This window comes from Helicobacter sp. T3_23-1059, from assembly GCF_053654515.1.
The window spans coordinates 56,307-81,714 of record NZ_JBSIUV010000003.1; the positions used below are offsets into that span (position 1 = coordinate 56,307).

Annotated in this window: 24 protein-coding genes and 1 pseudogene; 11 read left to right on the forward strand and 14 right to left on the reverse strand. The window is 39.4% G+C overall.

What is annotated here, in order from left to right:
• Positions 1-3 precede the first annotated feature (3 nt).
• From ACWIX0_RS01510 to ACWIX0_RS01535, 6 genes are read left to right on the forward strand one after another with little or no spacing between them, the layout of a single operon-like run.
• Positions 4-1,095, forward strand: coding sequence for a nitronate monooxygenase (locus ACWIX0_RS01510; protein WP_454171335.1), 1,092 nt, complete (start codon positions 4-6; stop codon positions 1,093-1,095).
• A gap of 3 nt (positions 1,096-1,098) precedes the next feature.
• Complete coding sequence (locus ACWIX0_RS01515; protein ID WP_454171337.1) at positions 1,099-2,511, forward strand: N-acetylmuramoyl-L-alanine amidase; 1,413 nt, start codon at positions 1,099-1,101, stop codon at positions 2,509-2,511.
• A gap of 53 nt (positions 2,512-2,564) precedes the next feature.
• Entirely contained in the window at positions 2,565-3,470 is a 906-nt protein-coding gene (locus ACWIX0_RS01520; RefSeq protein ID WP_454171339.1) for a hypothetical protein, read from the forward strand.
• Positions 3,442-3,996, forward strand: coding sequence for a low molecular weight protein-tyrosine-phosphatase (locus tag ACWIX0_RS01525; protein WP_454171341.1), 555 nt, complete (start codon positions 3,442-3,444; stop codon positions 3,994-3,996). Before ACWIX0_RS01520 ends, ACWIX0_RS01525 begins: the two co-directional genes overlap by 29 nt.
• Entirely contained in the window at positions 3,993-4,379 is a 387-nt protein-coding gene (locus ACWIX0_RS01530) for an arsenate reductase family protein (RefSeq protein WP_454171343.1), read from the forward strand. The genes ACWIX0_RS01525 and ACWIX0_RS01530 overlap by 4 nt, the downstream gene beginning before the upstream one ends.
• Before the next feature lie 4 nt (positions 4,380-4,383).
• Entirely contained in the window at positions 4,384-5,808 is a 1,425-nt protein-coding gene (locus ACWIX0_RS01535; protein ID WP_454171345.1) for an SH3 domain-containing protein, read from the forward strand.
• A 145-nt stretch (positions 5,809-5,953) separates the two neighbouring features.
• Here ACWIX0_RS01535 and ACWIX0_RS01540 read toward each other — a convergent pair whose 3' ends face one another.
• The 14 genes and pseudogenes from ACWIX0_RS01540 to flgB all read right to left on the reverse strand — a co-directional run bounded on the left by ACWIX0_RS01540 (position 5,954) and on the right by flgB (position 20,455).
• The gene (locus ACWIX0_RS01540) at positions 5,954-9,211 is read right to left on the reverse strand and encodes a TonB-dependent receptor plug domain-containing protein (protein ID WP_454171347.1); all 3,258 of its coding nucleotides are present in this window, start codon (positions 9,209-9,211) and stop codon (positions 5,954-5,956) included.
• Positions 9,168-9,314 (reverse strand): hypothetical protein, encoded by a 147-nt coding sequence (locus ACWIX0_RS01545; protein ID WP_454171349.1) that lies wholly within the window; start codon positions 9,312-9,314, stop codon positions 9,168-9,170. Before ACWIX0_RS01545 ends, ACWIX0_RS01540 begins: the two co-directional genes overlap by 44 nt.
• Before the next feature lie 299 nt (positions 9,315-9,613).
• Entirely contained in the window at positions 9,614-9,817 is a 204-nt protein-coding gene (locus ACWIX0_RS01550; protein WP_454171351.1) for a hypothetical protein, read from the reverse strand.
• A 61-nt stretch (positions 9,818-9,878) separates the two neighbouring features.
• Positions 9,879-10,688, reverse strand: a complete 810-nt coding sequence (locus ACWIX0_RS01555; protein WP_454171353.1) for a flagellar motor protein MotB — start codon at positions 10,686-10,688, stop codon at positions 9,879-9,881.
• 76 nt (positions 10,689-10,764) lie between these two features.
• Positions 10,765-11,535: a flagellar motor stator protein MotA gene (gene motA, locus ACWIX0_RS01560; RefSeq protein WP_454171355.1), complete on the reverse strand. Its 771-nt coding sequence runs from the start codon at positions 11,533-11,535 to the stop codon at positions 10,765-10,767.
• 333 nt (positions 11,536-11,868) lie between these two features.
• Complete coding sequence (locus ACWIX0_RS01565; RefSeq protein WP_454171357.1) at positions 11,869-13,113, reverse strand: amidohydrolase family protein; 1,245 nt, start codon at positions 13,111-13,113, stop codon at positions 11,869-11,871.
• 796 nt (positions 13,114-13,909) lie between these two features.
• Positions 13,910-14,068 (reverse strand): annotated as a pseudogene (locus ACWIX0_RS01570) (cytochrome C biogenesis protein); the annotation flags it as partial.
• 361 nt (positions 14,069-14,429) lie between these two features.
• Complete coding sequence (locus tag ACWIX0_RS01575) at positions 14,430-14,843, reverse strand: hypothetical protein (RefSeq protein ID WP_454171359.1); 414 nt, start codon at positions 14,841-14,843, stop codon at positions 14,430-14,432.
• 111 nt (positions 14,844-14,954) lie between these two features.
• Complete coding sequence (locus ACWIX0_RS01580; protein ID WP_454171361.1) at positions 14,955-15,902, reverse strand: hypothetical protein; 948 nt, start codon at positions 15,900-15,902, stop codon at positions 14,955-14,957.
• A gap of 131 nt (positions 15,903-16,033) precedes the next feature.
• Complete coding sequence (locus tag ACWIX0_RS01585; RefSeq protein ID WP_454171363.1) at positions 16,034-16,954, reverse strand: hypothetical protein; 921 nt, start codon at positions 16,952-16,954, stop codon at positions 16,034-16,036.
• A gap of 52 nt (positions 16,955-17,006) precedes the next feature.
• Positions 17,007-18,944, reverse strand: coding sequence for a peptidoglycan D,D-transpeptidase FtsI family protein (locus ACWIX0_RS01590; protein ID WP_454171365.1), 1,938 nt, complete (start codon positions 18,942-18,944; stop codon positions 17,007-17,009).
• A gap of 131 nt (positions 18,945-19,075) precedes the next feature.
• Positions 19,076-19,381, reverse strand: a complete 306-nt coding sequence (gene fliE / locus ACWIX0_RS01595; RefSeq protein WP_454171367.1) for a flagellar hook-basal body complex protein FliE — start codon at positions 19,379-19,381, stop codon at positions 19,076-19,078.
• Between the two features lie 72 nt (positions 19,382-19,453).
• Complete coding sequence (gene flgC, locus ACWIX0_RS01600; protein ID WP_454171369.1) at positions 19,454-19,948, reverse strand: flagellar basal body rod protein FlgC; 495 nt, start codon at positions 19,946-19,948, stop codon at positions 19,454-19,456.
• A 57-nt stretch (positions 19,949-20,005) separates the two neighbouring features.
• Positions 20,006-20,455, reverse strand: a complete 450-nt coding sequence (gene flgB / locus ACWIX0_RS01605) for a flagellar basal body rod protein FlgB (protein WP_454171371.1) — start codon at positions 20,453-20,455, stop codon at positions 20,006-20,008.
• A gap of 420 nt (positions 20,456-20,875) precedes the next feature.
• On the opposite strand from flgB, the gene ACWIX0_RS01610 reads away from it, so the two are divergent.
• From ACWIX0_RS01610 to folP, 5 genes are all read left to right on the forward strand, one after another.
• The gene (locus ACWIX0_RS01610) at positions 20,876-21,340 is read left to right on the forward strand and encodes an RNA pyrophosphohydrolase (RefSeq protein ID WP_454171373.1); all 465 of its coding nucleotides are present in this window, start codon (positions 20,876-20,878) and stop codon (positions 21,338-21,340) included.
• Complete coding sequence (locus ACWIX0_RS01615; protein WP_454171375.1) at positions 21,340-22,653, forward strand: aspartate kinase; 1,314 nt, start codon at positions 21,340-21,342, stop codon at positions 22,651-22,653. The genes ACWIX0_RS01610 and ACWIX0_RS01615 overlap by 1 nt, the downstream gene beginning before the upstream one ends.
• 136 nt (positions 22,654-22,789) lie before the next feature.
• On the forward strand, positions 22,790-23,344 hold the full coding sequence (locus tag ACWIX0_RS01620; protein WP_454171376.1) for a HobA family DNA replication regulator: 555 nt from the start codon (positions 22,790-22,792) through the stop codon (positions 23,342-23,344).
• Between the two features lie 56 nt (positions 23,345-23,400).
• Positions 23,401-24,024 (forward strand): DNA polymerase III subunit delta', encoded by a 624-nt coding sequence (locus ACWIX0_RS01625; protein WP_454171378.1) that lies wholly within the window; start codon positions 23,401-23,403, stop codon positions 24,022-24,024.
• A gap of 53 nt (positions 24,025-24,077) precedes the next feature.
• Positions 24,078-25,394 carry a dihydropteroate synthase gene (gene folP, locus ACWIX0_RS01630; RefSeq protein ID WP_454171380.1) on the forward strand — a complete coding sequence of 439 codons (1,317 nt, stop codon included), beginning with the start codon at positions 24,078-24,080 and terminating at the stop codon, positions 25,392-25,394.
• Positions 25,395-25,408 lie beyond the last annotated feature (14 nt).

Genomic DNA, 25,408 nt, shown 5'->3' on the forward strand with positions numbered 1-25,408 from the left:
TAAGTGAAAACCAAGCTAAAGCCATTACAAATCGGCAAACACTGCATAGCACTACCCATATTTCAGGGTGGAATGGGTGTTGGCATTAGCTGGGATAATCTAGCGGGAAATGTCTCAAAAGAGGGTGCGCTAGGGATTATTTCTGCGGTTGGCACGGGGTATTATCACAAAATGCAGTTTGTGGAAAAACTCGTGCTAAACAAACCATTTGAAACGCTAAATTTCTACTCAAAAATCGCTCTAAATGAAATCTTTAAAAACGCTCGCAAAATCTGTGGCGAGAAGCCTTTGGGGGCAAATATATTGCACGCAATCAATGATTATGGCAGGGTGGTGCGCGATGCGTGCGAAGCGGGGGCAAATATCATCGTTACGGGTGCGGGGCTTCCTACTAATATGCCAGAATTTACCAAAAACTTCCCTGATGTCGCGCTTGTGCCTATCGTATCATCTATCAAAGCGATAAAAATTATATGCAAGAGGTGGGAAGAGCGATACAAAAAAATCCCCGATGCTTTTATCGTAGAGGGACCGCTAAGTGGCGGACATCAAGGGTTTAAATACGAAGACTGCTTTAAGCCAGAATGTCAGCTAGAAGCGATTTTGCCCCCCATAGTAGAAGAAGCAAAAAAATGGGGAAATATCCCTATCATTGCTGCAGGCGGGATTTGGGATAGAAGTGATATTGATAAATTTTTGACACTTGGAGCAAGTGGCGTGCAAATGGCGACACGATTTTTAGGCACTTTTGAATGCGATGCTAAAGTGTATCAACGCATAATGCCAAAGGTAAAAAAAGATGACATAGAGCTTGTAAAATCCCCTGTGGGCTATCCCGCAAGGGCGATAAAAATCGGTGTCTTAGAGCGACTAAAAGAGGGCAATGCGCCCAAAATCAAATGTATAAGCAACTGCGTAGCCCCTTGCCAAAGGGGCACAGAGGCAAAAAAGGTGGGGTATTGTATCGCGGATTCTCTTGGCAAGGCACATTTAGGAGATATTGATGAGGGGTTGTATTTCACAGGTGCAAATGGCTACAAAATCGACAAAATCATCTCAGTCAAAGAACTAATAGAAGAACTCACAAAAGGCTAGGCTATGAGGCAGATTTTGCTAGCCCTAGCCGCATTATTTGCTTGCACGCTTGCTTTAGTGGCGCAAAATCCACACATAACAAATGCGATTCCATTTGGTGCAAGTAGCCTAAAAATCGTCTTTTCTAGCGATATAGATTCTCTCACACTCACGCCTATCAAGCTAAATCAAAACTCATATTATGTAGATATAAAAGCCGTGCTTGATATTGGCAGAAAAGTGTATTTTTTCCCGCGCAATGCCCAAGTAACAATCGCTCAAAACACCCCAGAAATCGTCCGCATCGTCATCACAAATGGCAATAATACAAACTACCAGCTAAAACAAATGCAAAAAAATCTTTATTTGTCATTTGTAGATTCTACGCAGAGCGCACAAAGCACACAAGCCACGCAAACTACCCAAAATAAACCCCCAGCCAATCAAACTACGCAAACCCCACCAACACAGCCAAAACCTACCCAACCTCAAAACGCACAAAACGCCACTGCAAACAAAGACGCTAAATCTACCCAAAATCAAAAAAAAGATTCTGCTAAACAAGAATCAAAAAAAACTCCCAAGACACAAAAAAAAGAAAATCCCAAAAAGGAAGCTAAAAAACAAGAAACCCAAAAAAAAGATTCTGCTAAAAATAAATCCCCTACCAAAAATGCCAAAACTCCCAAAAACACGCCCCCTACACCTCGCACGATTGTATCTACTATGCTTGCTACGCCTAGCTCTAGACAGGGTATAAAAGTCGTAATCGACCCGGGACACGGAGGCGTGGATTGTGGGACATTAGGCGTTACAAAAGTATGTGAAAAGCATATTGTTTTAAAAATCGCCCTAAAAGTGCATAATGAGCTAAAAAAGCGCGGATATGAAAGCTACCTTACACGCGATAGAGATATTTTTATCAAACTGCCTGAACGCACCAAATTTGCCAATGACAAAAAAGCAGATTTGTTTATCTCTATCCACGCAAATTCTGTCCCCAAAGGCAAAACCTCACCTCGTGGCATAGAGACTTATTTTTTGTCTGCGGCTAGAAGCGAAGATGCTAGAAATGTCGCAGATCAAGAAAACAAAGCCGACACGGAAACGATGGCAAAGTATCAAAAATTGCAATTTCTAAATACGCTAGAAACTCATCGTATCATCGCTTCAAATCGCCTAGCTATCGACATACAAGCGGGAATCAAACAAAATCTACAAGCAAACTATCCACCAAGCACGATTATAGATAATGGAGTAAGAGAGGGACCTTTTTGGGTGCTAGTGGGTGCGTTAATGCCCTCTGTGTTGGTAGAAGTAGGGTATAATTCTCACCCCCTAGAATCCCAAAGGCTTAATGATGATTCGTATCAAAGGGTGCTATCTATTGGCATTGCTGATGGCATAGATAGCTTTGTAGCAAAAAATTTCAAATAACATTTAATGAGCATTTGTAAGCAATATTTTGATAAATTTTTTAAGGAGTAGTGATGAATTTTTCTAGTGTGCGTATTTTTTCCTCACTTTTCTTTTTCTTTGCAGTGTTTGTGTTTTTATCACTACTTGTCTCTCAAATCTCCCAAAATTTCAACCAACTTTTTTTGATTTTTTCCTCCCCTCATCGTGCGTTTGATTTTATCAGCAATATTTTGCTTTTTTTGTGGGTGGCTATGTGTATTGGATTTTGCTTTTATATGCGCAAAAAAAAGCAACACAAATCCATAGAATCTTTGCTTAGCATTGTAGTGGCGATTTTTGTAAGCATAGTGCTTGTTTTGCGTATCTTAAAAGGACAGCTTGAACATCAAGCCTACGGCATAAACTACGCAGTAAATGACACGATAAGCGGGCTAATATTGTGGCAGATTTTTGATATTGGGCTATATTGTGTTAGCTATGGATTTTTGATATTTTTGCCATTATTATTGCTTGCTTTTAAACTGCGTCTAAATCCTTTTAGTAAGTGGGGAAAACTGCTTGAAAAATATAAGCCCTCCATTTGTGCTACGCTTTTTGTGCTATTTGCGCTTGCTTTGCAGCCCTACTATGCAAAAAAAAATATCTTTTTTTATTTTGATATAGCGTTGTTTTATGTGGCGTTATTACTGCTTATCATATCGCTTTGGCGCAATAAAGAGCTGTTTTCTTTTTATGAATACGCAAATATTTTATGGCTTGTAGTGGGGGTAATCTTTTTTAGTGCTAGCTCCAAAATCATCGCTCAAGCGGATTATAGCAGTGCTAGGATTTTGTTTCTTATCATCGCGCTAATGGCGTGGTGTGGGGATTTTATGAGCGGGATTATCAATGGTAAATTTGCTCCAAGCACCTTAAAAGAGCTATTGCCAACGCGAAAAACAACTAGCAATGCAAAATCTACAAAATCCAATAAATAAGAGAGAATACATTATGAAAAATCCTATCAAAAACACCAAAAAAATATGTTTTATTTGTATGGGCAATATCTGTCGCTCGCCTCTCGCAGAGGGCATAGCAAAGCATTTGTATGCCAAGCAGATAAACCCAAAATCTAATGCAAAATCAAATACAGATTCTACGCAAACTTTCGCGCTAGATTTTAGCTCGGCTGGGACTTCTGGTTTTCATAATGGCGATAGCATAGATTCTCGCTCGATTGCCATTGCTAAAGAGCACGGCATAGATATTTCACATTACAAAAGCAAGCAAGTAAGCCCATATAGCCATAGCGATATAGATTTGTTTGTAGCGATGGATAGGCAAAATTATGCCTCTTTATTGCAGTTTGGGTTTGATAGGGACAAAGTCGCGCTTTTAGGGGATTTTGGGCTAGATGGCGAGGAAGTGCCTGACCCATATTATGGTGGGAGCGAGGGATTTATCAAAGTGTATGAAATGCTAGAAGAAGGAATCACAAATATGCTAAAGGAGCTAAAAAAATGATGAAACAAAAAATCAAAATCTATGGGATAAAAAACTGCGGAAGTGTGCAAAAAGGGCTTAGATTTTTAGAATCTAGGGGGCTAGATTTTGAATTTATTGATTTTAAGATAACTCCGCCTAGCAAAGAGGATATTACGCGTTGGCTTAGCGCATTTGGTGAGGCGACTATCAATACCAAAGGAATGACTTACAAAAAACTACAATTATCCACACAAACGCTAGATACAAACGCCAAAATCAACCTTATGTGCCAGCACCCAACGCTTATCAAACGCCCCATAATCGAAGTCTATCACGCCTCGCAAGACAAAGGGCAAATCTTAAAAACAGATTCTTGTATCATAGGTTTTGATGAAGCAAAATACGCAGAGATTTTTGGTTAATTTTATGGCTAATTTTAGCGATTATAAAAATGCTAAAAGTAGTGCTAAATACGCGCTATACAAATACGCATTGAAAAATTTTATAAAAAATATAGTTGCTAATGTGCTTTTGCTTGCTTGTTGTTTTGTTTTGACAAGTTGTAGCATAAAAGAAATAAACCTGCCTGCAAAAGACCCAAGTATCTACTCCCAAGATGCTCTAACTTACCTTAGCAAAGCTGATAAATCATCTAACAAAATACCCGACAAACAAACCAAACAAAAGCTAGAATCCCTAGCAAAAAATTACATAAAAGAGCATTTTTCTGCGTGGGAGCTCACAAAGGCAAATCCTGATAAAAAAGCGGTGTTTTGGGCGCAGGATTCGTTGCTAAAAAACACAGGATTTGGGGAAAATCTATTTCCAAATTCTCTAGAAATGACAAAAGAAATCTATGAACGAATGAATATCAAAGCCTACCCTAGCACACTTACAAAAGCCATCATCACAGAAACAACCGATGTGCGCGCTGTGCCAAGTGATAAGCCACGATTTAAAAGGGCTGATGATTATCCATTTGATCAATGGCAAAACTCACTGATTTTTGCAAATACGCCTGTGATGATTACGCATTATGACACTTCAAAGGAGTGGGCACATATCCAAAGTGGCTTTGTATATGGGTGGGTAAAAGTGCGAGATTTAGCTATCATAAACGCAAATGAGCGCGAGATTTTAAGCAAACTCTCTACTTATATCTTGCCCGTGCGAGATAAAATCCCTATTTATGACAGAAAGGGCGATTTTTTGACTTATGCGCGAATCGGGCAGATTTTGGGCGTGGCAAAAGAGGTGCGAAGCGATTATGTAATCTACATCGCAAAAAGAGAGATTTTAGGCAAAGCCACGCTCATCGAAGCGCGAGTAAAGCAAAAAGATTTTATGAAATTTCCACAGAATTTCTCCCCTATGCTAAGTGCTCAAATCATAAACACAATGATAGGGCATAAATACGGCTGGGGCGGGTATCTAAGCAATCGAGATTGTTCAGCTTTTATCCGTGATGTGTTTGCAAATTTTGGACTATATATGCCTAGAAACTCGTATTCACAAGGCAGATGGGCAAGAAATATGGTAGAGCTAGACAAACTAGATAGAGCGCAAAAAGAGAAATATATTTTAGAAAATGGTGTGCCATTTGCAAGTATATTGTGGCTAAAAGGGCATATAATGCTATATATCGGCGAGTATAAAGGCAAAGCTATGGTGGCTCATAGCTCGTGGAGTGTGCGCACAAAGAAAAAACGCGTCTTTACAAAAAGCCTGCTAGGAGGCGTAGTCATCACTAGCCTATATGCAGGCGAAGAAAACAACGCAAAAGATAACTACACGCTACTAATCGATAGAATCGGTGGGATTTCAAACCTGCTTTACAAACTCCAAGACTAGCAAGAAAGAATGCGCAATGATTTTTATCACTCTAAATCAAATTTAGTAAATCTTTGCAAGTTTGAAGCAATTAGATTTAAAAATAATCAAGTTTAAGCAAAAATCAATTTGCCTAAAATCTATTTATGAAATTTTATGCAAAATACTAAAATTCCCATTTTAATTCTGCGTAATAATTTCGCCCAAACGCAGGCATATACATCGCCCTCTCTGGCTGATCATCGATATAGTAAGTCTGCCAAGTCGCATACAAAGAATCTAATAAATTCCTAATCCCCACATTAAATCTCAAATATTTATAGCGCATATTTAGCCCCAAATCAACCAACACATACCCACCCTTATTCATAATATTATCATACCGCTTTTTATTTACGCCAAATGCCGTGCTAGACTCACTTACATAAGTATTATGCCAAAATCCACTTAGCAAAATCTGCTTGTGGTTGATAAAATCTGCTTCGATTTTCAAGCTAGCTTTAAAAAATGGCACAAAAGGCACAGGCTGTCCTTTTAGCACTCCTAGCATAAGTTTTTGTGCGTCTTTGTCATAGCTCGTGCTAGCTAGCCCCACTTCTAGCACATTGCTATAAATATAGTTGATTCCCTCGCTTAAGCGCAAGGATTGATTTTGGAAAAATGTTTGATTTGCACTAGCTTCAAAACCCGCTCTTTGCGTAGCCCCTAGATTTCCAAACCTTGCTGTGCCTAGCGTATGCTCTTGATCATAAATATAGATTTCATTAAAAGTATGCGTATAAAAACCCACAAAAGACACGCCACCGCTGAAAACCTCGCCTATATGATAATCTTGCGCTATGCCAACTTCGCCTGTGATATGTTGCTCGGTTTTTAGATTGTTGATATATACAGGTTCTAAATCCGTATTAAACGCCGTGCTCATTTTAGCAGAATCCACCATCTGATATGGGCTAGGGCTTATGTAGCCTACCTCGCCTTTTAGATACACGCTACCATCATTGCTATATGAAAATCTAGGCGTAATCTCAAACGCATAAGCCTGCCGATAATCTCTAAAATGTTGCACTCCTTTAATGTGGCAAGTAGGTGCTCCAGGGCAAGTTTCTTCTATGTCATTTGGCATTCCTGTGGTTCGTTTTTGATCGCTTGTTATGAGATAGTTTGCTAGCTCATATCGCCCACCTAGCGTAAAGTCAATATATTTATTAAATTGCAAATTATCTAGCATATAAATACTATTTTGGATTTTGCTACCCACACTATTGATATGCACTTGCAAAAAATATCCGTGTGAATAAGTCCTTGTAGCGTGATTTGTGCGATTTGAATGCAACAATCCTAAGTCATACCCGACAATAGCGGTATTTTTTAGGTTTTTAAATCCTTTTATGTGTTTAAGTCTAAAATTTAGCCCGCCACCATAGTTTGCAAAACTAGAGCCTAGCTGACTCATTTTTGTATCGCCCTGTATGCCATCGCTCTTTGCAAGCCACTCATAATCGCTATAAACCAAATTACTCATTTGAAAAAATCCAAGCATTTCAAATTTTAGATTCTCTAGCGCATTTAGTTTGTAAGTTAGGCTACTTTGCAGGGCATTTGTAGTGTATTTGATACTCTCATCATCAGGGCTATATCGCCTATCTTTTAGCTCTTCTTTGTCAAAAAATACCACACTTCCATCCACAGCAGATGGGACGATTTTGGCAAGTGTAAGCCTCTCTCTTGGTCGCACCACATAACCTCTAGTATAATTCACATTAAAATCCACATTCTGCCTTTGGCTTATGTCATAGTTTGCACCAAATGCCACATAGATATTTTTCGCATTATCGCTATAAGATTTTCCGTTTAATACTTTTTCTACGCTGTATCCTTCCGTGCCTACACAGCTCCCATCGGCATTGGTGTTAGATTTTGGGAAGCAGTAGTCATAAGATTTGCCACTTGTATTTCTAGGATTTGCCACATAGCTGATTGCCATATCACCACGCAAAAATAATCTTTTATTGACTGCTTGCCCTATCCCTAGATTTAGACTACCACCTTGCAAACCTTTTGCCTCAGCGGTTGTAAATTTTATGCTAGCCCTTGTGTAATCCTTGCTAGGCTTTTTGGTTACAAAATTTACCACTCCTCCACGCGTGCCACTGCCATAGATGACAGAGCCACCACCGGGGATTATCTCTATGGATTCTATATCCTCGATATTTAGGGCATTATATGGCGATACTCCGTGTGAAGTGTCAAGCAGGTTGATTGGCACTTGATTTACCAAAATCTTTACAGCGCGATTTGCATCTTCGCCCTGTCCACGAATGTCGATGGTTTGCCCAAATCCATTATCATAAAAGCTAATATTTGGGTTTGTCTCTAGGGCTTGTTGGAGGTTTGTATAGCCTTTGTTTTGCAAGTCGGCTTTGTTTATGATTTGGATATTTCTTTGTGTGATAGTATCTATATTGGTTTTATGCCCTGTGGCTACGATTTTGCCTAAATCTTTTGCTTCTAAGTTTATTGATTCTAAGTCGTTTGCTTGCAGATTTTGACTTTTTTGTGGATTCTCGTTTTCTTGCAGATTTTTATTTGTTGGTAGATTTTGACTTTCTTGTAGATTTTCACTTTTTTGTGGATTTTGGCTATCTTGCAGATTTTGGCTAGAAGTTTCTTGTGATTTTTTTAGTTTATTGTAGCGGGAGGATTTGTCAAATGTTTGTGGTGTAGAATCTGTTTGCATAGATTCTACTTGCATAGATTTTGTTTGAGTAAAATCTGCTGAATTTTTCGTAGAATCTATTTTTGTAGAATCTGTTTGTATAGATTTTGTTGATTTCATAGAATCTATATCATTTGTCATATTGAGCGCGTAGCGCGAAATATCTCTATAATTATTTATGAAAACATTGTTTTGTGTATTTGCTGTGTTGTTTGCAACTTGCATAGAATCTATTGTGGTTTGTGGCAAATCTTTTTGTATAGAATTTATTTTTGAAGTTGTTGCCTCTTGTGGTAAATATGCTTGCATAAAATCCGTGCGAATAGAATCTATTTTGGCTAATTTTATGTATTTTTGTGGGTTTATTTTGCTTTCGTCATTGCGAGAATTTGCGTTAGCAAATTCGTGGCAATCTGCCTTGTTTGCATTACTATATAGATTTTGCTTGCGCAACTGCGCCCACTCGCGCTTACGCGCTAAATTGCTACTTTGTAGCTGTGGGCTTGTGCCACGCGTGGAGTTGCAACGCTCGCAATGATGAGATACCCACCCCCTAACCCCCTCCGCAAGGGAGGGGGAAAGTGTGGAATTATTATTTACAAGGGAGGTGGAATTTTTATCGTCATTGTTTAGAATGGCATTAGAAAGATTTAGCGCGGAGTTACTCTCTCTCTCTCTCTCTCTCGTTATTAGCCAAAGTCGCATTAGTAGCTAGACTTTGACAAAGCAGTGTAAAACAAATCGCCGAAATTTTCAGCGAAATATTCGCCATATTTTTATCTTTTATGTTTTTAGGATTTACGCACATTTTATGCTCCTTTGAGGGATAATTTTATATCTTATCAAAAGCAGTTTTTATTTTGCTTTGATAAAACGCGGGGGATTATAATACAAAAAAGTAAAAATGCGCGTAATTCTCATAAAAGTCTTAAAATGCTTGTTTTAATAAGAAAATTTTGTTGTTTTATTGTGGGTGTTATTTTGGATTTTGCAGTTGTTGCAAGATTTACAGGTTTGAAAAATAATTTGTCATTGTGAATTTTTGTGCAATACTTAGCCCAATAAGGATTGCCGTCATTGCGAGATTCTAGGCTTTTGTCAAAAAGGCTAGAATCGCAGTAATCTATCGCTATAAAATGCTAAAACGCACATTTGACAAAATCCCATAAATAGATTGCCACGCCCTGAAAGCACGGCTCGCAATGACAAAAACGCATTGTCATATTGAGAGAGTAAAATGACCGAAATATCTATATTTGCGTTTTTAGATTTTAAGATACTTTGGTTTCTTGCGAAAACTAAGTATGACAAGGTGGTATATTACCGCACTCATTTTCTTTCACTCACAATGACAAAAAAAATCTAATCAAGCCTAGTTAAATGGTGTGCCATCTTCTAGCGTTGTCCCGCTCATATTTTCATCTAGCACGGATTTTAGCCCTCTAAGTCCTGTGGGCGAGGTAAATATAAAAATCTCCACGCGGTTGTTGTTTTGCTGATTTTGAGCGGTGGTATTTGGCACAGATGGGCTAGAAGCCCCGTGCGCAGAGTAGGATATATTGCTATGCGTTGCGCCGTTTTTAAATAACCCCTCTGTAACGACTCTAGCGCGTGCGGCAGCTAAATCATAGTTGTCTTTAAATGGCGAACCTTTTGGCAATGGTTTATCATCTGTGTAGCCTCGTATGTCGATTTTGACTTCTTCTGGGAGTTTGTTTAGCACTTCGGCGATTCTGCGGACAGAGAGGGTGTTTTCATTATAAGCAATATCTGCTTTGCCCTGCTCAAATGGCAAAAAAACGGGCAATCTAAGCACGATCCCCTGCTCTATTTGCTCTAGCACCCCGCCATCTTGGATAGCCATTTGCATTTGAGAGACTGCACCCGCACTAGCAAAGGAGGGCGAAGCACCATCAGAGGTATGAGGCATACTGCCCTCTGTGGATTCTCGCACTTGCCCTGGGTCTGGCGGTCGCTGGATAAGTGGCTGAAATGTAACGCTAGGGCGAGGGACATTAAACACATTTATCATCGCATCGCTCATCGCCTTTGCTTTAGAAGCATCAGTGTTTGAAATCGCCCAAAGTGCGATAAATAGCGCGAGTAGCAAGGAAAGAAAGTCCGCATAAGGGACAGCCCATTTCTCGCCTGCGGGACATTCTGCCGCTTTCTTTTTTGCCATTTTTTGCCTTTTTAGATTCTATTTTGCTTAGATTTTGCTTTGCATTATCCAAATGCTACGCTACTCAAACGCCACGCTATTCAAATTGAGACACTCTAGGCGCACCCGGTGGTAAAAATCCAAATAGCTTTGCTTCTAGGTTGCGCGGGTTTTCGCCATTTGCTATGCCTAGTATGCCTGCCATCATCATTTCTTTTTCTTTTATCATATCGCCCGCGTTTGCTTTCATTTTTTGCCCCCAAGGTCCAAAAATCGCATACGAAGTCATAATCCCCGTAACCGTCGCGGTAAATGCCCCCGCAATACCTGATGCCATCGCTTGTGGGTCATCAAGTAGTTGCAACGCTAGCATAAGCCCCAAAACCGCACCTACTAGCCCAAATGTAGGAGCGGACTCGCCAGCTAGTAGCCAATAATGCGCGGCTGTGTGGTAGTAATGCTCCATTTGCTCTAGCTTTATCTCCAAATCCTCGTGCACAGATTTTGCTTCCCGTCCGTCAATAACCATATTTAGCCCCTCACGCAAAAAATCGTCCTCTATCCCTGCTGCGCGTCCCTCTAGAGACAAAATCCCATCACGTCTAGCTGCCGAAGATAGCTCGACTATCTCTTTTACCCTAGCACCCATATCGACTTTTGGAGGGATAAAAATGATTTTAAACTCTTTAAACGCAGCTTTCACCGCAGAAGCGTGCGTAGCTGCCATAGAAGCGCACATAGTCGTGGGGATAATGATGATACACGAGCTTAGATGCACGACATGCAGGGGGTTTCCGCCCTCTAGTATATCCCCTACCGAGATTGATACAACGGCTAAAACTAAGCCTAGAATCGAGGTTAAATCCATTTTTGCTCTCTTAGTGTTGGAGTAGTCGCATATACGAAAATCGCCATTTTGCTAGCAAAAAGTATGCCAAAGACAGAGTAAAAATAAAGCGAAATAATTTTTAGGGCGTGGGGTTAAAAAGTTGGGATTTTTTGTGTGGATTAGGTTTTGTAAAAAAACTAAAATACCAAAAAAGTAAGTTTTTGCAACATAGCGCAATTTTTTATTAAATCCCAACATTGCAAAATATGTGGATACTTCGCTACCTCAATATGATAAAAAATATGATAAAAACAACAAATAGCAAGAAATCACTAAAAAACCAAAAAAAATATTAAAAAATCTCAAAAAATCTTAGATTTTTATGTCGCCGTTGATTATGGTGTGGATTAGTTTAGATTGTAGTGTGGTCGCGTGATATGGGCTAACGGCGTCATTTATCTGCGTGTGTGATTGTAAATCTATGATAATCATATCTGCATCTTTGCCTTTAGCAATCGCGCCTTTGTTTAGCCCAAATGCTTGTGCTTGGGCGTGTGAGGTAAGCTCGCTAAATCGTGAGAGAGAGATATATCCGCTTTTGACAAGGTGGGTAAAACCTAGCGGGAAATAAAATCCAAACGCATTGATTCCAAAGCTAGCATTTTCAAATACTTGATCTTTTAGCGAGTTGTAAGAATCGCTTTGCAAGCAAGTAAGCATATCGATTTGAGAGATAAGATTTTCGCACAAAAAGTCGCGCTCCTCTTTGCTAACAAGCGGGGGGAATAGCTTAAAGCGTGTGTCGTATTCGCCAATATCATCGTGCGTGAAAATCAAGTGATGGATAGGCGTTTGTGCTAAAATCTCTGCGCCCATTTGCTTAAAATTGTCGATGATTTTTAGGCTTTGAGTATGCGTGATAGAATCAAAAATCCATTTGGTTTGGCTAAATCTAGCTAGCTCGCTGAGTCTAGCAACTTCCATAGTCTGCGATAAAGAGGGGATTGATGGCAATCCTAAAATAGAGCTTATCTCGCTTTGGGCTACTACACCATCGGCTAGGCTTGCTTCATTGGCGGTGGCTATGATTGGGATTTGTAGCATTTGAGCGTATTGGGCAATTTTATGCAGGGCATAGCCTGTGATAGTGGGAGTCGGCAGATAAATCGCGTGCGCGCCTATGCTAGCAAGAGAGGCAATTTCAGTGATAGATTCTTGCAAAATCGTGTCGTTTGGATTTTTTGGAGTGCTTTTGGTAGGCAAAATCGTAGAAAAAAAATGCACGCTTAGTGCGGAATCTAGGCTAGATACAAGCTCGATAATGGCTTCTGAATCAATGCTAGGGCTAGTATCAGCCCTAAGCAAGATACTTCCGATACCGCCTTGCAGTGCTTTTTGGCTAAGAGATTGTAGCGTGTTGCGACATAGAGATTTGTTTTTGGGGTAGGCTATGTCGATTAAGGCTGGCAAGATTGTTTTGTCTTTGCAGTCTATGACTTGCTCATTTGCATTTGGAGTGAGGTTTGGTGCGACTTCTTTTATCATAGCGTTTTGTATGCGGACATCAGCTTTTCTCTCTTGGCTATAATCACATATTGTCCCATTTTTTAGTAGCATTTTGTTCCTTTTGTGGTGGATTTTATTGTTAGGATTTTTGATTGCTAGATTATGTGGGGCTAAAGTATTCAATCATTTTACCCAAATCTCCGCTAATGATAAATGCACCAATGATAATAAGCAACACACCTGATAAAATCTCTACTTTTCGCAAATGTGGCTTTAGCCTATCTGCTAGCTCAAAGCCTCTCTCCAACATAAGTGCGATAAGCAAAAAAGGCAGAGCAAAACCTAGCGCATAAAGACAAAGCAGGGCAAAACCTACTACGGTCGTGCTAGCCATAAGCGCGATAGAGCCAAAAATAGGACCCGTGCAAGGACTCCACCCAAGCCCAAAACTCACACCTAGCAAAAATGGGGCTAGAATCTTTAGGGCTGGCTTTATGAATGATTTTAATGGAAAATCTTTGGAAACATCAAATTTTAAGTTGAATTTTTTGGTAGCATACAAAAATCTAAAACGCAAAATCCCCAAAAAATGCACCCCAAACATCAGCACGAAAACCCCTGCAATAATCTCTAAAATCCTAGAATCTAGCACAAAAAACACACTGCGCAATGCCGAGCCTAGCACAATAAACACAGATGAAAATCCTATGACAAAGGCAAAAGAGCGCATAAAGATTTGATAGCGGATAGTGGATAGATTTTGTTTGGAATCTTTTGGGGGAGATTTGGTAGTGGTTTTGTAGGTGATTTTGGTAGCGTTTTTAGTAGTGGTTTTGTGGGCAAAATCCAAAGTATCAGAGGTTGGATTTTCGTGGTTTTTGAGATTTTGTGGGGAATGCAAGGAAGTCAGCTCTGATAGCGAAATACCCGAAATATAAGACATATAAAACGGAATAAGTGGCAATGTGCAAGGGGATAAAAACGATAAAGCACCTGCAATAAAGGCGATAAAAAATGGCGCGACCGTGATACTGCTATAAAAATATTCTAGTAATGCTTGCTCCATATAATGCCTTTTTATAAATTCACGCAAAATCACAAAAAAATCACAAGAGGCCTGCTTAAATATTTTTAAATCAAAATCTTTTAAAAATCATTGAAATAAAATCTTTTCAATCAACACTTAAATGATAGAAGCAAAACACACAAAAAAGTATGGCAAGTCGTGGGTTTATTAAGTATTGCGACTTATCAAGCAAGATATTTTTCAAGCAAAATATTTTGCGATTTTTGGGCTATCTCATTGTTATTTAGGTATTTAAGATTCTCTAAAATGCCTTTTAAACACTTCTTAAATACCTCTTAAACGCCACACAAAATCATAACAAAATCACAATCCCACACATTACCAAAATGATTTAATGTGCTTAGTTGTGAGATATGCCACCTGTTTCTTCTGTGAAATCTTTTAGCACTTTTGACATCGAAGTATCATTAGGATATTCTAGGTTTTCCATATAATGATGAACACAATGCCCATAGAATGTATTGTAAGTGATAGAGACTTTGAGCGTGTAAGCTGCTTTGTCGCTATCTGTCATATATTTTAGCACTTGGTTATCCCCTATCGCCCTGCCGATTTCCTCATTCATCGTTTTTTTGCAGGATTCTTGCACCATAGGCAGTAACTCATCTTCGTTTATTTGTTGTGTTTCTTGTTGCGTGTATTGTGTGCTACTGCCAAAAGACATCTTGTCATAATTGTAAGCCAAATACATCGCCCCACCGCTAGCTACCATAGAGCCTGCTAGAATCATCGCTTTCGTCCCTGTAAGCATCATCTTCTACTCCTTTATTTTTCTTTAGATTATTATACTACTAAAATCTAAAGACTTAAAAACATTGCAAAGTCAAAAGAGCAAAATTTAAAAAACAAAATCTACTTGTCTTTGCTAGTTTGTTTTTACCTCGCTTTCATTAGAATCTGTCTTTGTCTGCGTCCCTCGTTTGCTAGCTTCTTTTTGGGCGGCTTTTTCTGCTTCTTGTTTTTGCTTTAGCATTCTCTCTAGCTTTTCTCTTTGCTCGATACTTTTTACCATATAGCAGCTTGAGCCATCTTTTAGCTCACAGCCTCTTTTCCAAAATCCCTTTGCCTTGCCGTCTTTATCCTCTTGGTAGAGCATTTGGATAGTGTTTGCTGCAAGCAAGCAGTAAAATCCCATTCCGTGATTGCACCCTAGTGCTGCTTGGCGTATGGCTTTGTTGGCATATCGTTTGTATAAATCTGGCTCTTCATTTTTGAGATAATTTGCAGCATATCTCGCGCAAGATAGCGGGTCATTTAGCTGGCAACCTTTGTCATACAATGCCTGCTCGATGACTTCAGCGTATTCTACCTTTTCTTTTTTGACTAGCTCGGCTAGTGTCGCACAGCTAGCACCGCTCCTAATCGTAGGTTTTGGCGCAAAGCAGTCGTGTTTTAGCTTTTCTGCGGCGATTTCGATGTCTTCTTCTCGTCTTTCTTCTTCGCCATCATAGTCTTCAAACGACACAAGTAAAAAGCAAGAAGTGCCTAGCCCTCGATTGCAAGATTCATTTAGCATTTGAGTAGCTTTTCCGTAGTCTTCATTTGTTACGACTTCATAATAAGCATTTGCATAAAGTTGCATTAGCTGACGAAATTCTTCTCTAGATTCTTCGCTAAATTGCCCACCAAATACATTTGGATTTGCTTTTTTGACTTTGGTTTGCGAAGCGGTTTTTTCCTGTGATTTTGCCTTGCTTTGTAGATTTTGAAACAAAGCACACCCGCTTAGATTTAGCGCGACAAAAGCACTAAATGCAAAAAAAGCAAGTTGCTTTAGAGCGGTTTTTTTTGTGGTATTAAATGCTTGTATCATAGTTTGCTCCTTTATCAAAGGTTGATGCAAAAAACTTTGCAAAAAGGTTTAATGCAAGATTGTATAGCAAAAAAACTAACTACAACGCAAAAACACAAAAATATCGCTTTTATCCCTTGCAAAACTGCAAACTATCGTTTGATGATATAAGGCACTCCTTGAAGTCCTGCTTCTCCTAGTTCGTGAGAAATATTCATCGCCTTATCTGCGTTTATATTTGCATCTGCTTTGTAGTTTGGCTCAAAGGCTTTTTTGAGGTAGGATAGTTTGCTTGCTTGGGTTTTTTGCTCATTTAGCTTGGTGTAAAAAAATGCGGCTTTTTTGGTGGATTCTAGGCTTAGCGCACCTGCTACCAAAATATGCAAATCCCCATTTGCTAGGTAGCCATCAATTTTATTAAGCTCTTGTTTGCAATAAGGGCAGTTTGTATCTAGCACAAGATATGTAGTCGATTTTTTAGAATCTTTATTTTTTCCTTCAAGCTTTAAAACCATATTTGGATATTTTTGAAAAATCGCTATGACGGCATCTTCTCTAGCTTTTTCATTAAAATCTTGGACTTTTTTGTTGGTAGATTCTAGTAGTTTTGTAAATCCCACATTTTGACTAATAATGGCTTCTTTAGATAGTATCATTAGCGTTTTTCCGTCATTGCTAGCAAAAAATGGGATTTGAAAATTGTCTTTTTGAATGATGACAAACGAAAATCCATTGATATTAGAATCTTGCGTGCTTATGATTTTTGCATTTGCGATTTCGCTAGATTTTAGCGTCTCAAGCAATGCGCCTGTATTTAGCGAATCTTTGGCGTGGAGGGCTATGGGGATAAGCACAAAAAGACTTAAAAATAGCACATAAAAAAGTGCGCGTTTTTTTTGTGAATATTTCGCAAAAAAAGCTAGCGGAACAAAAGGCGTGATATGCCTAGAATAAAATCTAGCCGAGTTTTTTAGCCTAGCGACATTAGATTTTATGGAGTGGTAGATTTTGCTAGCGTTTAGATTGCCTTTATTTATGCTATTTTTAGGGTATTGGATATGTTGTGGTTTCATTTTTTCTCCTTATAGATTTCGCATAGTTTGGTGTTTTAGACTTCGCTTAGAGTTAGCGTTTTTTGGTTTTTGGTTGCAAGTAACCTTGCGCAATTAGTATATCGACTATTTTTTTAAACACAGGGGCAGAATTTTGACTACCATAATAATGCTGTCCAGATGCCCCAAAGGTAACAACCCCGATGACAAAGGTGTTTTGACTATCTGTGGCAAATCCAAAAAATGAACCATTATGCTTTTGTCCATAGCCACCACTTTGAGCGATTTCTCTAGCTGTGCCTGTTTTGCCACCTGTGATGATTCCAGCTTGCTCGACTTTGGCGGCTTTTCCCGTGCCTGATTCTACGACTTTGATAAGTAGATTTTGCATTTTTTTGGCGGTGGATTCAGTGATAGCTTGGGTTGGCTTTGTCGTGTGGGTGGTTGGGATATAGATTTTGCCATCAGGGGCGATATAGCTTTGAGTGATATGGGGGGTTATCAAGTATCCACCATTTGCAAACACGCTATACGCCCGCAAAAGCTGCATAAATGTTACGCGAGTAGCGTAGCCAAAAGATACGGATTTTTTGGTAGTGCCTTGCGTCTTTGATAGCTCTTTGATAGATGGGATAATGCCATTTTGCTCTCTAGGCAAATCAATCCCCGTGCGCTCTCCTAGCCCAAATGAGCGGAGTCCATCATAAAATTCCTGCCCATTTAAGCGGTTTGATAGCAAAATCATACCCACATTGCTAGAGTGCAAAAGCACATCTTCAATCGTTGGATTTTGGGGCATTATGCTATCATCGGTTATGGTATGTTTGCCTAGCATATAGTATCCATTGCCTAAATCGATTTGGCTTTGTGGGTTGATTAGCTTTTTTTCTAGTAGCATTGCATAGATTATGGGTTTTATGGTGCTACCGGGCTCAAAAGATTCTGCGATGGCGCGGATTTTTAAATGTGGTTTGTCTTGTTCTTTTATAGCATTTGGATTAAATCGATTTGTCGTGGCTATGGCTAAAATCTGCCCGTTTTTTGGATTTATGATCCCTGCTATGATTTCTTGGGATTGGTATTCTTTTTTTGCATTATCTAACACCTCTTCTAGTTTTTGTTGCAGACTAAAGGGAATCCCAAGCCTTACGCTAAAGCCATCTTCTCGTGGCGTGAAATGTGCTTGCTTGCTTTGGATAATATTAAATCCTATGTCGCGCTTGCCTACTAGCTCGCCATTTTGCTTTTCTCGCAATATATTTTCGCGTGCATTTTCTATGCCATCTACTCCTATGGGCATAGTAAGCCTGCCGATTTCACTTTTGGTTACATAGCCGATAAATGGCTCTAACATATCGTTGTATGGGTATTCTCGGCTTACTCCGCTTACTTCCACGCTAAGCCCTATTTTCCCTACTACTTTGCCGTATTCATCGATATATTCACGGAAAACATTATACGCTAGCAATTTCGCATTTAGCGCACGCAAGTTCGCTGCGACATTTGGCGAGATTTTGTAAGATAGGATTTGGTATTTTGGGTGTTTTAGCTTCTCTACTATGGCATATCTAGGCACACCACTATAAATCTCTAAAAGCGTGATAAACAGCTCTTTTTTGTCTGGATCAATGGAGCGTGGATTAAATCCTAGTTTGTAGAGTTTGTTGCTCCTTGCTAGAGAGTAGCCCTCGCTATCTTGGTAGGTTTTGGCGGTGTAGATATTGCCCCGCACAGCTACATCTTCTTTTGAGATGCTAAGCGTTGGCATTTTAGATTCTCTAGGCAACGCCACTTTGGAATACACGCTAAAAAGGAAAATAATCGCAATTAGCACAAAGACTAAAAATATGGCTAGGATTTTGCGAGACTTGGCTATGGTTATGTGATTTGGGAATCGTTGGCGTCTTTGGCGCAATATATGGTTTGAGGTATTTGGGTTTAGGGGGTTGCGTGTGGGTAGATTTTGTCGTGGATTTGCTTGAGGGGTTTGGGGAAGGTATTTAGGTGGCATAGCGATTAGATTTTATCTATTTTGTCTGTGTGGATTTTGGTTTTTTTATGGCTTTTTTTGACTTTTTTGGCAAAGCAACATTCTAATCGCACAATTTATACACTTGCATTAAAAGCTACGCTTTAGAGAAACTACACTTGAGTTCGCAATATTTCTTTATACGCGCTTAGGGCTTTGTTGCGCACTTCAAGCATTAGTTTCATACTTGTTTCTGCCTTGCCTATGGTGATAGCGGCTTGGTGCAAATCTTTTAGCTGTCCGCTTGCCATATCAGCTAGGGCTTTATCTGAGCTTTCTTGCACTTGGTTTAGCTCATCTATGGATTTTTTTAGCAGTTTGGTAAATTCACCATCATTGCCATTTGTGCTTTGAGCGGGTGTGATATTTAGCTTTGGGCTTATAGGATTGCTTAGCCCGACTTTTTTTATGTCGTCCATTTGATAGCTCCTTATGTTTTTCTATAAAATCTTAAATCGTAATATTTTGTAAAAACCTAAAATCCAAAATGCTTAAGCCTGCATCATTAGTATAGCATTGCCTGCCATTGTTTTAGCACTTTGAAACGCTGCGACATTTGCTTGATACGCTCTTGTCGCTTCGATTAAATCCGCCATTTCTACGACAGGATTGATATTTGGATATGCCACATAGCCTTCAGAATTTGCATCAGGGTGGCTAGGCTCATATTTCATAATAGGACTCCTATCATCACGCACGATTTTATCGATATAAACGCCCATTATAGCAGGTTTTGGTAATTTCCCCAAATCCCCCTCATTTAGCGGGTCTTCATATTCTGCTTCATCACTTTCTTTGCTTAATCGCTCATTTAATGCTTTGTTAAAATCAAATGCGCGAAATGATACCATTTGCCTACGATATGGTCCCCCCTCATCAGTGCGCGTTGTGTTGGCATTGGCGATATTTGATGAGATGAGATTAGCACGGATTCTTTGTGCTGATAAGCCATACCCGCTTATGTCAAATGAATTAAAAAAGTTCATTTTTGCTCCTTAATTTTTGTCTTTTTAGATTCTATATTTTTGGCTTAAAATCTAGCATTATGAGATATTTTTGCCCGCTTCGATAGCGTAGTTTAGGATACCTTTGTGCTTTTTTAGGGCTACGGTTAGTCCTTGATAGACTACGGAGTTTTTGCCCATTTCACTTGTCTCAATGTCTAAATCCACACTATTTCCGTCATTTCTAGCCAAATGTCCATCGCGGAAAAACAAATCTGGCTTATGCTCAAACTTCGCTGTGCGAGAGGATTCTAGGCTTAAGTGTCCATTGTGGCTTTGGGCTAGATGAAGCTGTCTTGATGGCTTTTTGTAGAGGATTTCATCTTGTCGCAAGGCAAGTGCTTGGGTAAATTCTATATCGCGTGGGCGATAATATGGGGTGTTTTGGTTGGCGATATTGCCCGCGATTAAATCCTGCCTCAAAGAGCGATAATCAAGGGCTTTGTGCGCTAATGGATAGACTTTTGATTCTACTGCAAAGGAAATCATCTCACATTCTCCGTAAGTTTTATATTTGTCGCATTAAATCGCTTCTCACACGCTTTGTCGTTGCTTTTATACACTACGCACAAAAGCAAAATATATTCCAAATAATGCTTAAGATTTTGCAACAATGTGAAATATAAAAAAGAAAGATTTAGAAAAATTAACAAACAAAAATTTATGGATTTTAGGCAAACGCAACAAAACTAGAATCTAAAAAAGGCTAACATATCCAAAAAAACCATAACATACATAAAGCCATTTGCATAAAACCATTTGATTGTAATGCTTTGATGCCAATCCAAAAACAAATGCCAAGATATATGCAAATATGCTACAATACGCTTTTTTATCCAAAATCTTTATGCAATAAATCATAAAATCCAAGAAAAAGTAAAATCTAACAAAATCCAAAAAAGGTAACAAATGGCAAAAAATTACCGCCCAAATGTCGCAGCTATCATTGTATCTGCGCATTATCCCAAAAAATGTGAGTTTTTTTTAGGGCAGAGGAGCGATATGCCTGAAGCGTGGCAGTTTCCACAAGGTGGCATAGATGAGGGGGAAAATCCCAAAGAAGCCCTAATGCGCGAGCTAAAAGAAGAGATAGGCACTGATGAGGTGGAGATTTTGGGCGAATATCCACAATGGATAAGCTATGATTTTCCAGAAGAAGTGAGGGTAAAAATGCAACCTTTTGATGGGCAAAATCAGCGATATTTTTTTGTGCGACTAAAGCCAAATGCTAAAATCAACCTCCAAACCGACACGCCAGAGTTTCTCTCATATCGCTTTGTGGAAATCGCAGAAGTTTTTCGACTTGTCAAAAGCTTTAAAAAAGAAGTGTATAGCAAGGTGCTAAATTATTTCAAATCGCAGGGGTATTTATAATGCTAATCGTGCAAAAATATGGCGGGACAAGTGTGGGGGATTGCGAAAAAATCGACAATGTGGCAAATCGCGTGATAGACGCGCTAAAAATATCGCCTAGCCAAAATCTACAATCTAACGAAGTAGATTCTACGCAAAATCTAAATACGCAACATTTAGACACTCAAAATCCTAAACAAAGCCAAGAACAAAACCAACTTGTAGTCGTAGTCTCTGCGATGAGTGGGCAAACAGACGCGCTTATCAACTACACAAAATATTTTAGCAAACTCCCAAATGAGCGCGAAGTAGATATGGCACTAAGCGCAGGGGAGCGCATCACTGCAGCACTTTTAGCCATAGCCTTAGAATCTAAAGGCTACAAAGCGATGTCTCTAAGTGGCGAAAAAGCAGGCATACTCACAGATGACACGCATACAAAAGCGCGAATCGAATCGATAAATACCACGCGCATAAAAGAGCTACTCTCTCAAGGCTACATTGTCGTGGTGGCTGGATTTCAAGGGGTAAGCACAAGTGGAGAGACGACCACGCTTGGGCGCGGTGGTAGCGACTTGTCTGCGGTGGCGTTAGCAGGCACGCTAAAGGCGGATTTATGCGAAATCTACACTGATGTCGATGGCGTCTACACCACCGACCCGCGCATAGAAAAAAACGCGAGGAAAATCGATAAAATCAGCTATGATGAAATGCTAGAGCTTGCATCTATGGGGGCAAAAGTCTTGCTAAATCGCTCCGTAGAGTTAGCAAAAAAATGGGGAGTTACGCTTGTAACTAGAAGCTCTTTTACCCAAAAAGAAGGCACACTCATCACAAAAGAGGAGAATATAATGGAAAAACCAATCGTAAGCGGAATCGCCCTAGATAAAAATCAAGCACGAGTAAGCATAGCAGATGTCATCGATAGACCGGGCGTGGCAGCAGAGATATTTAGCACGCTAGCAAATGCAAATATCAATGTCGATATGATAGTCCAAACTATCGGGCGAGATGGCAAGACAGATATAGATTTTACCATTCCTCAAACAGACATAGAGCAGACAAAAGTAGTGCTAGAATCATTTAAAAAAGATGTGGAATCTATCGATTATGATTGCGATATAGCAAAAGTCTCTATCGTGGGGGTTGGTATGAAATCTCATAGCGGTGTGGCAAGCGTGGGATTTAGCGCATTAGCGAGCGAAAATATCAACATAATGATGATTTCTACAAGCGAGATAAAAGTCTCTATGATAATCGCGCTTCGCTCCGCAGAAAACGCCGTTAGAGCATTGCATAGTGCGTATAAGCTAGATTCTTGCCCTGTGGGGTAGATTTTAGATTTTTATTATGAAAGCAGATTTTATAAAGTGGATTTTATAAAGCGCAAAGTGTGAAAAATCATCGATTATAAATGCCAACTAATCTACAAAAACAACACAAAATCAATGCAAAAAATAAGGAGTGCGTATGGTTTTAGATTTTCGCTCGTGGCTATTAGAAAATATCCGCAATGATTGCAAAAAATGGACAAACGATAGGCTATGGCTTGAAGTAGCAAGAAATGTTTGGGCAGATACTTCTTTGCCTGTGATAAAGCATATTTTAGATGGGGGGGCTTTGCTTCTTGCTACTGATGAGAGAAGGGATTGGTTTATTTCTTACGCGCTAACTAGATTTTATGATTTAAGCAAGCCACGACCTATTTTGCCCATATTTAGCCTAAAAAGTCTTTTTCCCGCGCATTTTGTCCTGCAAAAAGAAAATATGGAAAATATCCGCAATATGCTAAAAATCGCATATAAAGACTATATGTTTTGGTATGTCGGCAGGAGCGATACGCTTATGGCGGATTTGTGTATGGGGAAAGGAAATGGGCTTTTTTGGGTGCTAAATGAGGGGGTTAGGCAATCTTTTGCCCTTAGAGAAAATGATGAATTTTTGGATTATAAATTACTTGAAATGCTACAACTTTTTGAAAAAGCATTGTATGCTAGCGTGCTAGGCAAAGTCGTGCTAGAATAGCGCGTATTAGCTCATATCGTGGCAGTTTCTAGCACTACAAATACAAAAGAGGATAAATGCAACATATTGGAAAAATCATCTTGCATAATGATATTTTTGAAAAAGCGCAAAATCTGCAACAACAGATTTTATCCCAAAATCAAATCGTGCGTGAATTTGCCTGCGAAGAGCTAAAAATGGACGATGCGCACGATATTATCGCAGAGGCATTTATCGCAGAAAAAGAGACAAAAACCATCATCATCGTAGCGCAAAATTTTCGCAACGAAGCCCAAAACGCATTGCTAAAAATCCTAGAAGAGCCACCTAATAATATCCATTTTATCATCATCACGCGCAACAAAACCGCGCTTTTGCCTACGATTCGCTCTCGTTTGGTGGTAGAAGATTTGCGCGAAAAAAGCGAAATAGCGGCGTTTGGACTTGATATAACAAAGCTAGATTTAGGCAAAATCTTTGAGTTTGTAAAAGGGTTAAATGCGGGTGAGAGTAGCAAGAGTGCTAGCAAAGAAATGATAGAATCACTCCTGCTTGCCATACATAGCGCGGGCATAAAGCTAAATGAAAATGAGCTAGAAATGTTTGATAACGCGCTTTTGGAGCTACAAAACTACCGCAGAATCTCACTTGTGATAACGCCACTGCTACTTATGCTACTGCTAAAAAACAAAAATTCATAAGATTTTAGTAACCCTAACTTGAAAAAGAAAAACTAACCTTAAAAAGAGACAAAATGCCAAAAAAAACAAAACAAACACGAGATTTGATAAATGCGCTAGATTCTAGCCCAAAACCTACTTCAAAATATAGCTCAAAGTCCCCCTCAAAATCTACCCCAAAATCTAACCCCAAAAAAAGCCAAGATTTTTGCAAAGATTTTTGCAAAGATATTATTTTGGAGCGGATAAATTGCGCACTGTTGCCACAGGCATTTACAAAAATAGGCACAGACAAAATGGGCGCAAAGATTATGCAAAAAAAGGGGCAGATTTTTATATTTTTACTACAAAATCTAAATCTGCCCGCGCTACATATTTTAAAACAAGAGGCTTTAAGCGCGGGAGGGGATTTAGCCACGCCAAAAGAGGCGATACTAGGGGAGAAAAAATCTTATAGCGCGGCACTCATAGCTACTTGCACGCAACTAGAAAAGCTAATCTACAAATGCAAAATCCAACCTTTTGGGCTAAAAAAAATCGCCCAAAAACTAGAATCTCATCTTGCCAACAATGTCAAAACATTCCCCAAAATCATTATGCCAATCATCAACATAACCCCTGATAGTTTTTATGCCAACTCTAGACACTCTACCTCCCAAGCCATAAAAACCATAATCTCCCTCATAGAATCTGGCGCAACACTAATAGACATAGGCGCAGCTAGCACGCGACCGGGAAGCGAGCTAATAAAGCCAAGCGAGGAAAAAAAGCGACTAAAAGAAATATGCGCTTTTATCGACAAAGAAAATCTAGCTAAGAGGGTAGATTTTTCTATCGATACTTATAATCCTAGCGTGGCAGATTTTGCGCTTAGTAGCGGGTTTGTGATGATAAATGATGTAAGCGGGCTAAACAATAAAAAAATGTTTGAAGTAATCAAACATTACAACGCCCAAGTGGTGCTAATGCACGCAAGAGGCACGCCAAAAGATATGGCTAGCCATACGCATTATCAACATTTGCTTAGCGAAATCGATGAGTTTTTTTCACGCAAAATCGATGAGCTAGAAAAAGCAAACGCAAGCAGAATTGTGCTAGATATAGGATTTGGCTTTGCAAAATCCCACGCACAAAATCTCGCCCTTATCCAAAATCTAGCGCATTTTAAGCATTTTGGGTTTGAGATTTTAATCGGTGCTAGTCGCAAAAGTAGCATAGGCGAAATCACAGGCAGGCAAAATCCTAGCGAGCGATTAAGCGGGAGTTTGGCTATATCGTTGCTAGCGTTGCAAAATGGCGCAGATATTATCCGCACACACGATTTTAGCGAGCATATCGATATGCTAAAGATTTTTAGCGCATTTTATGATGGACAGGCGTTTGTAGATTGATTTAAATATATTTT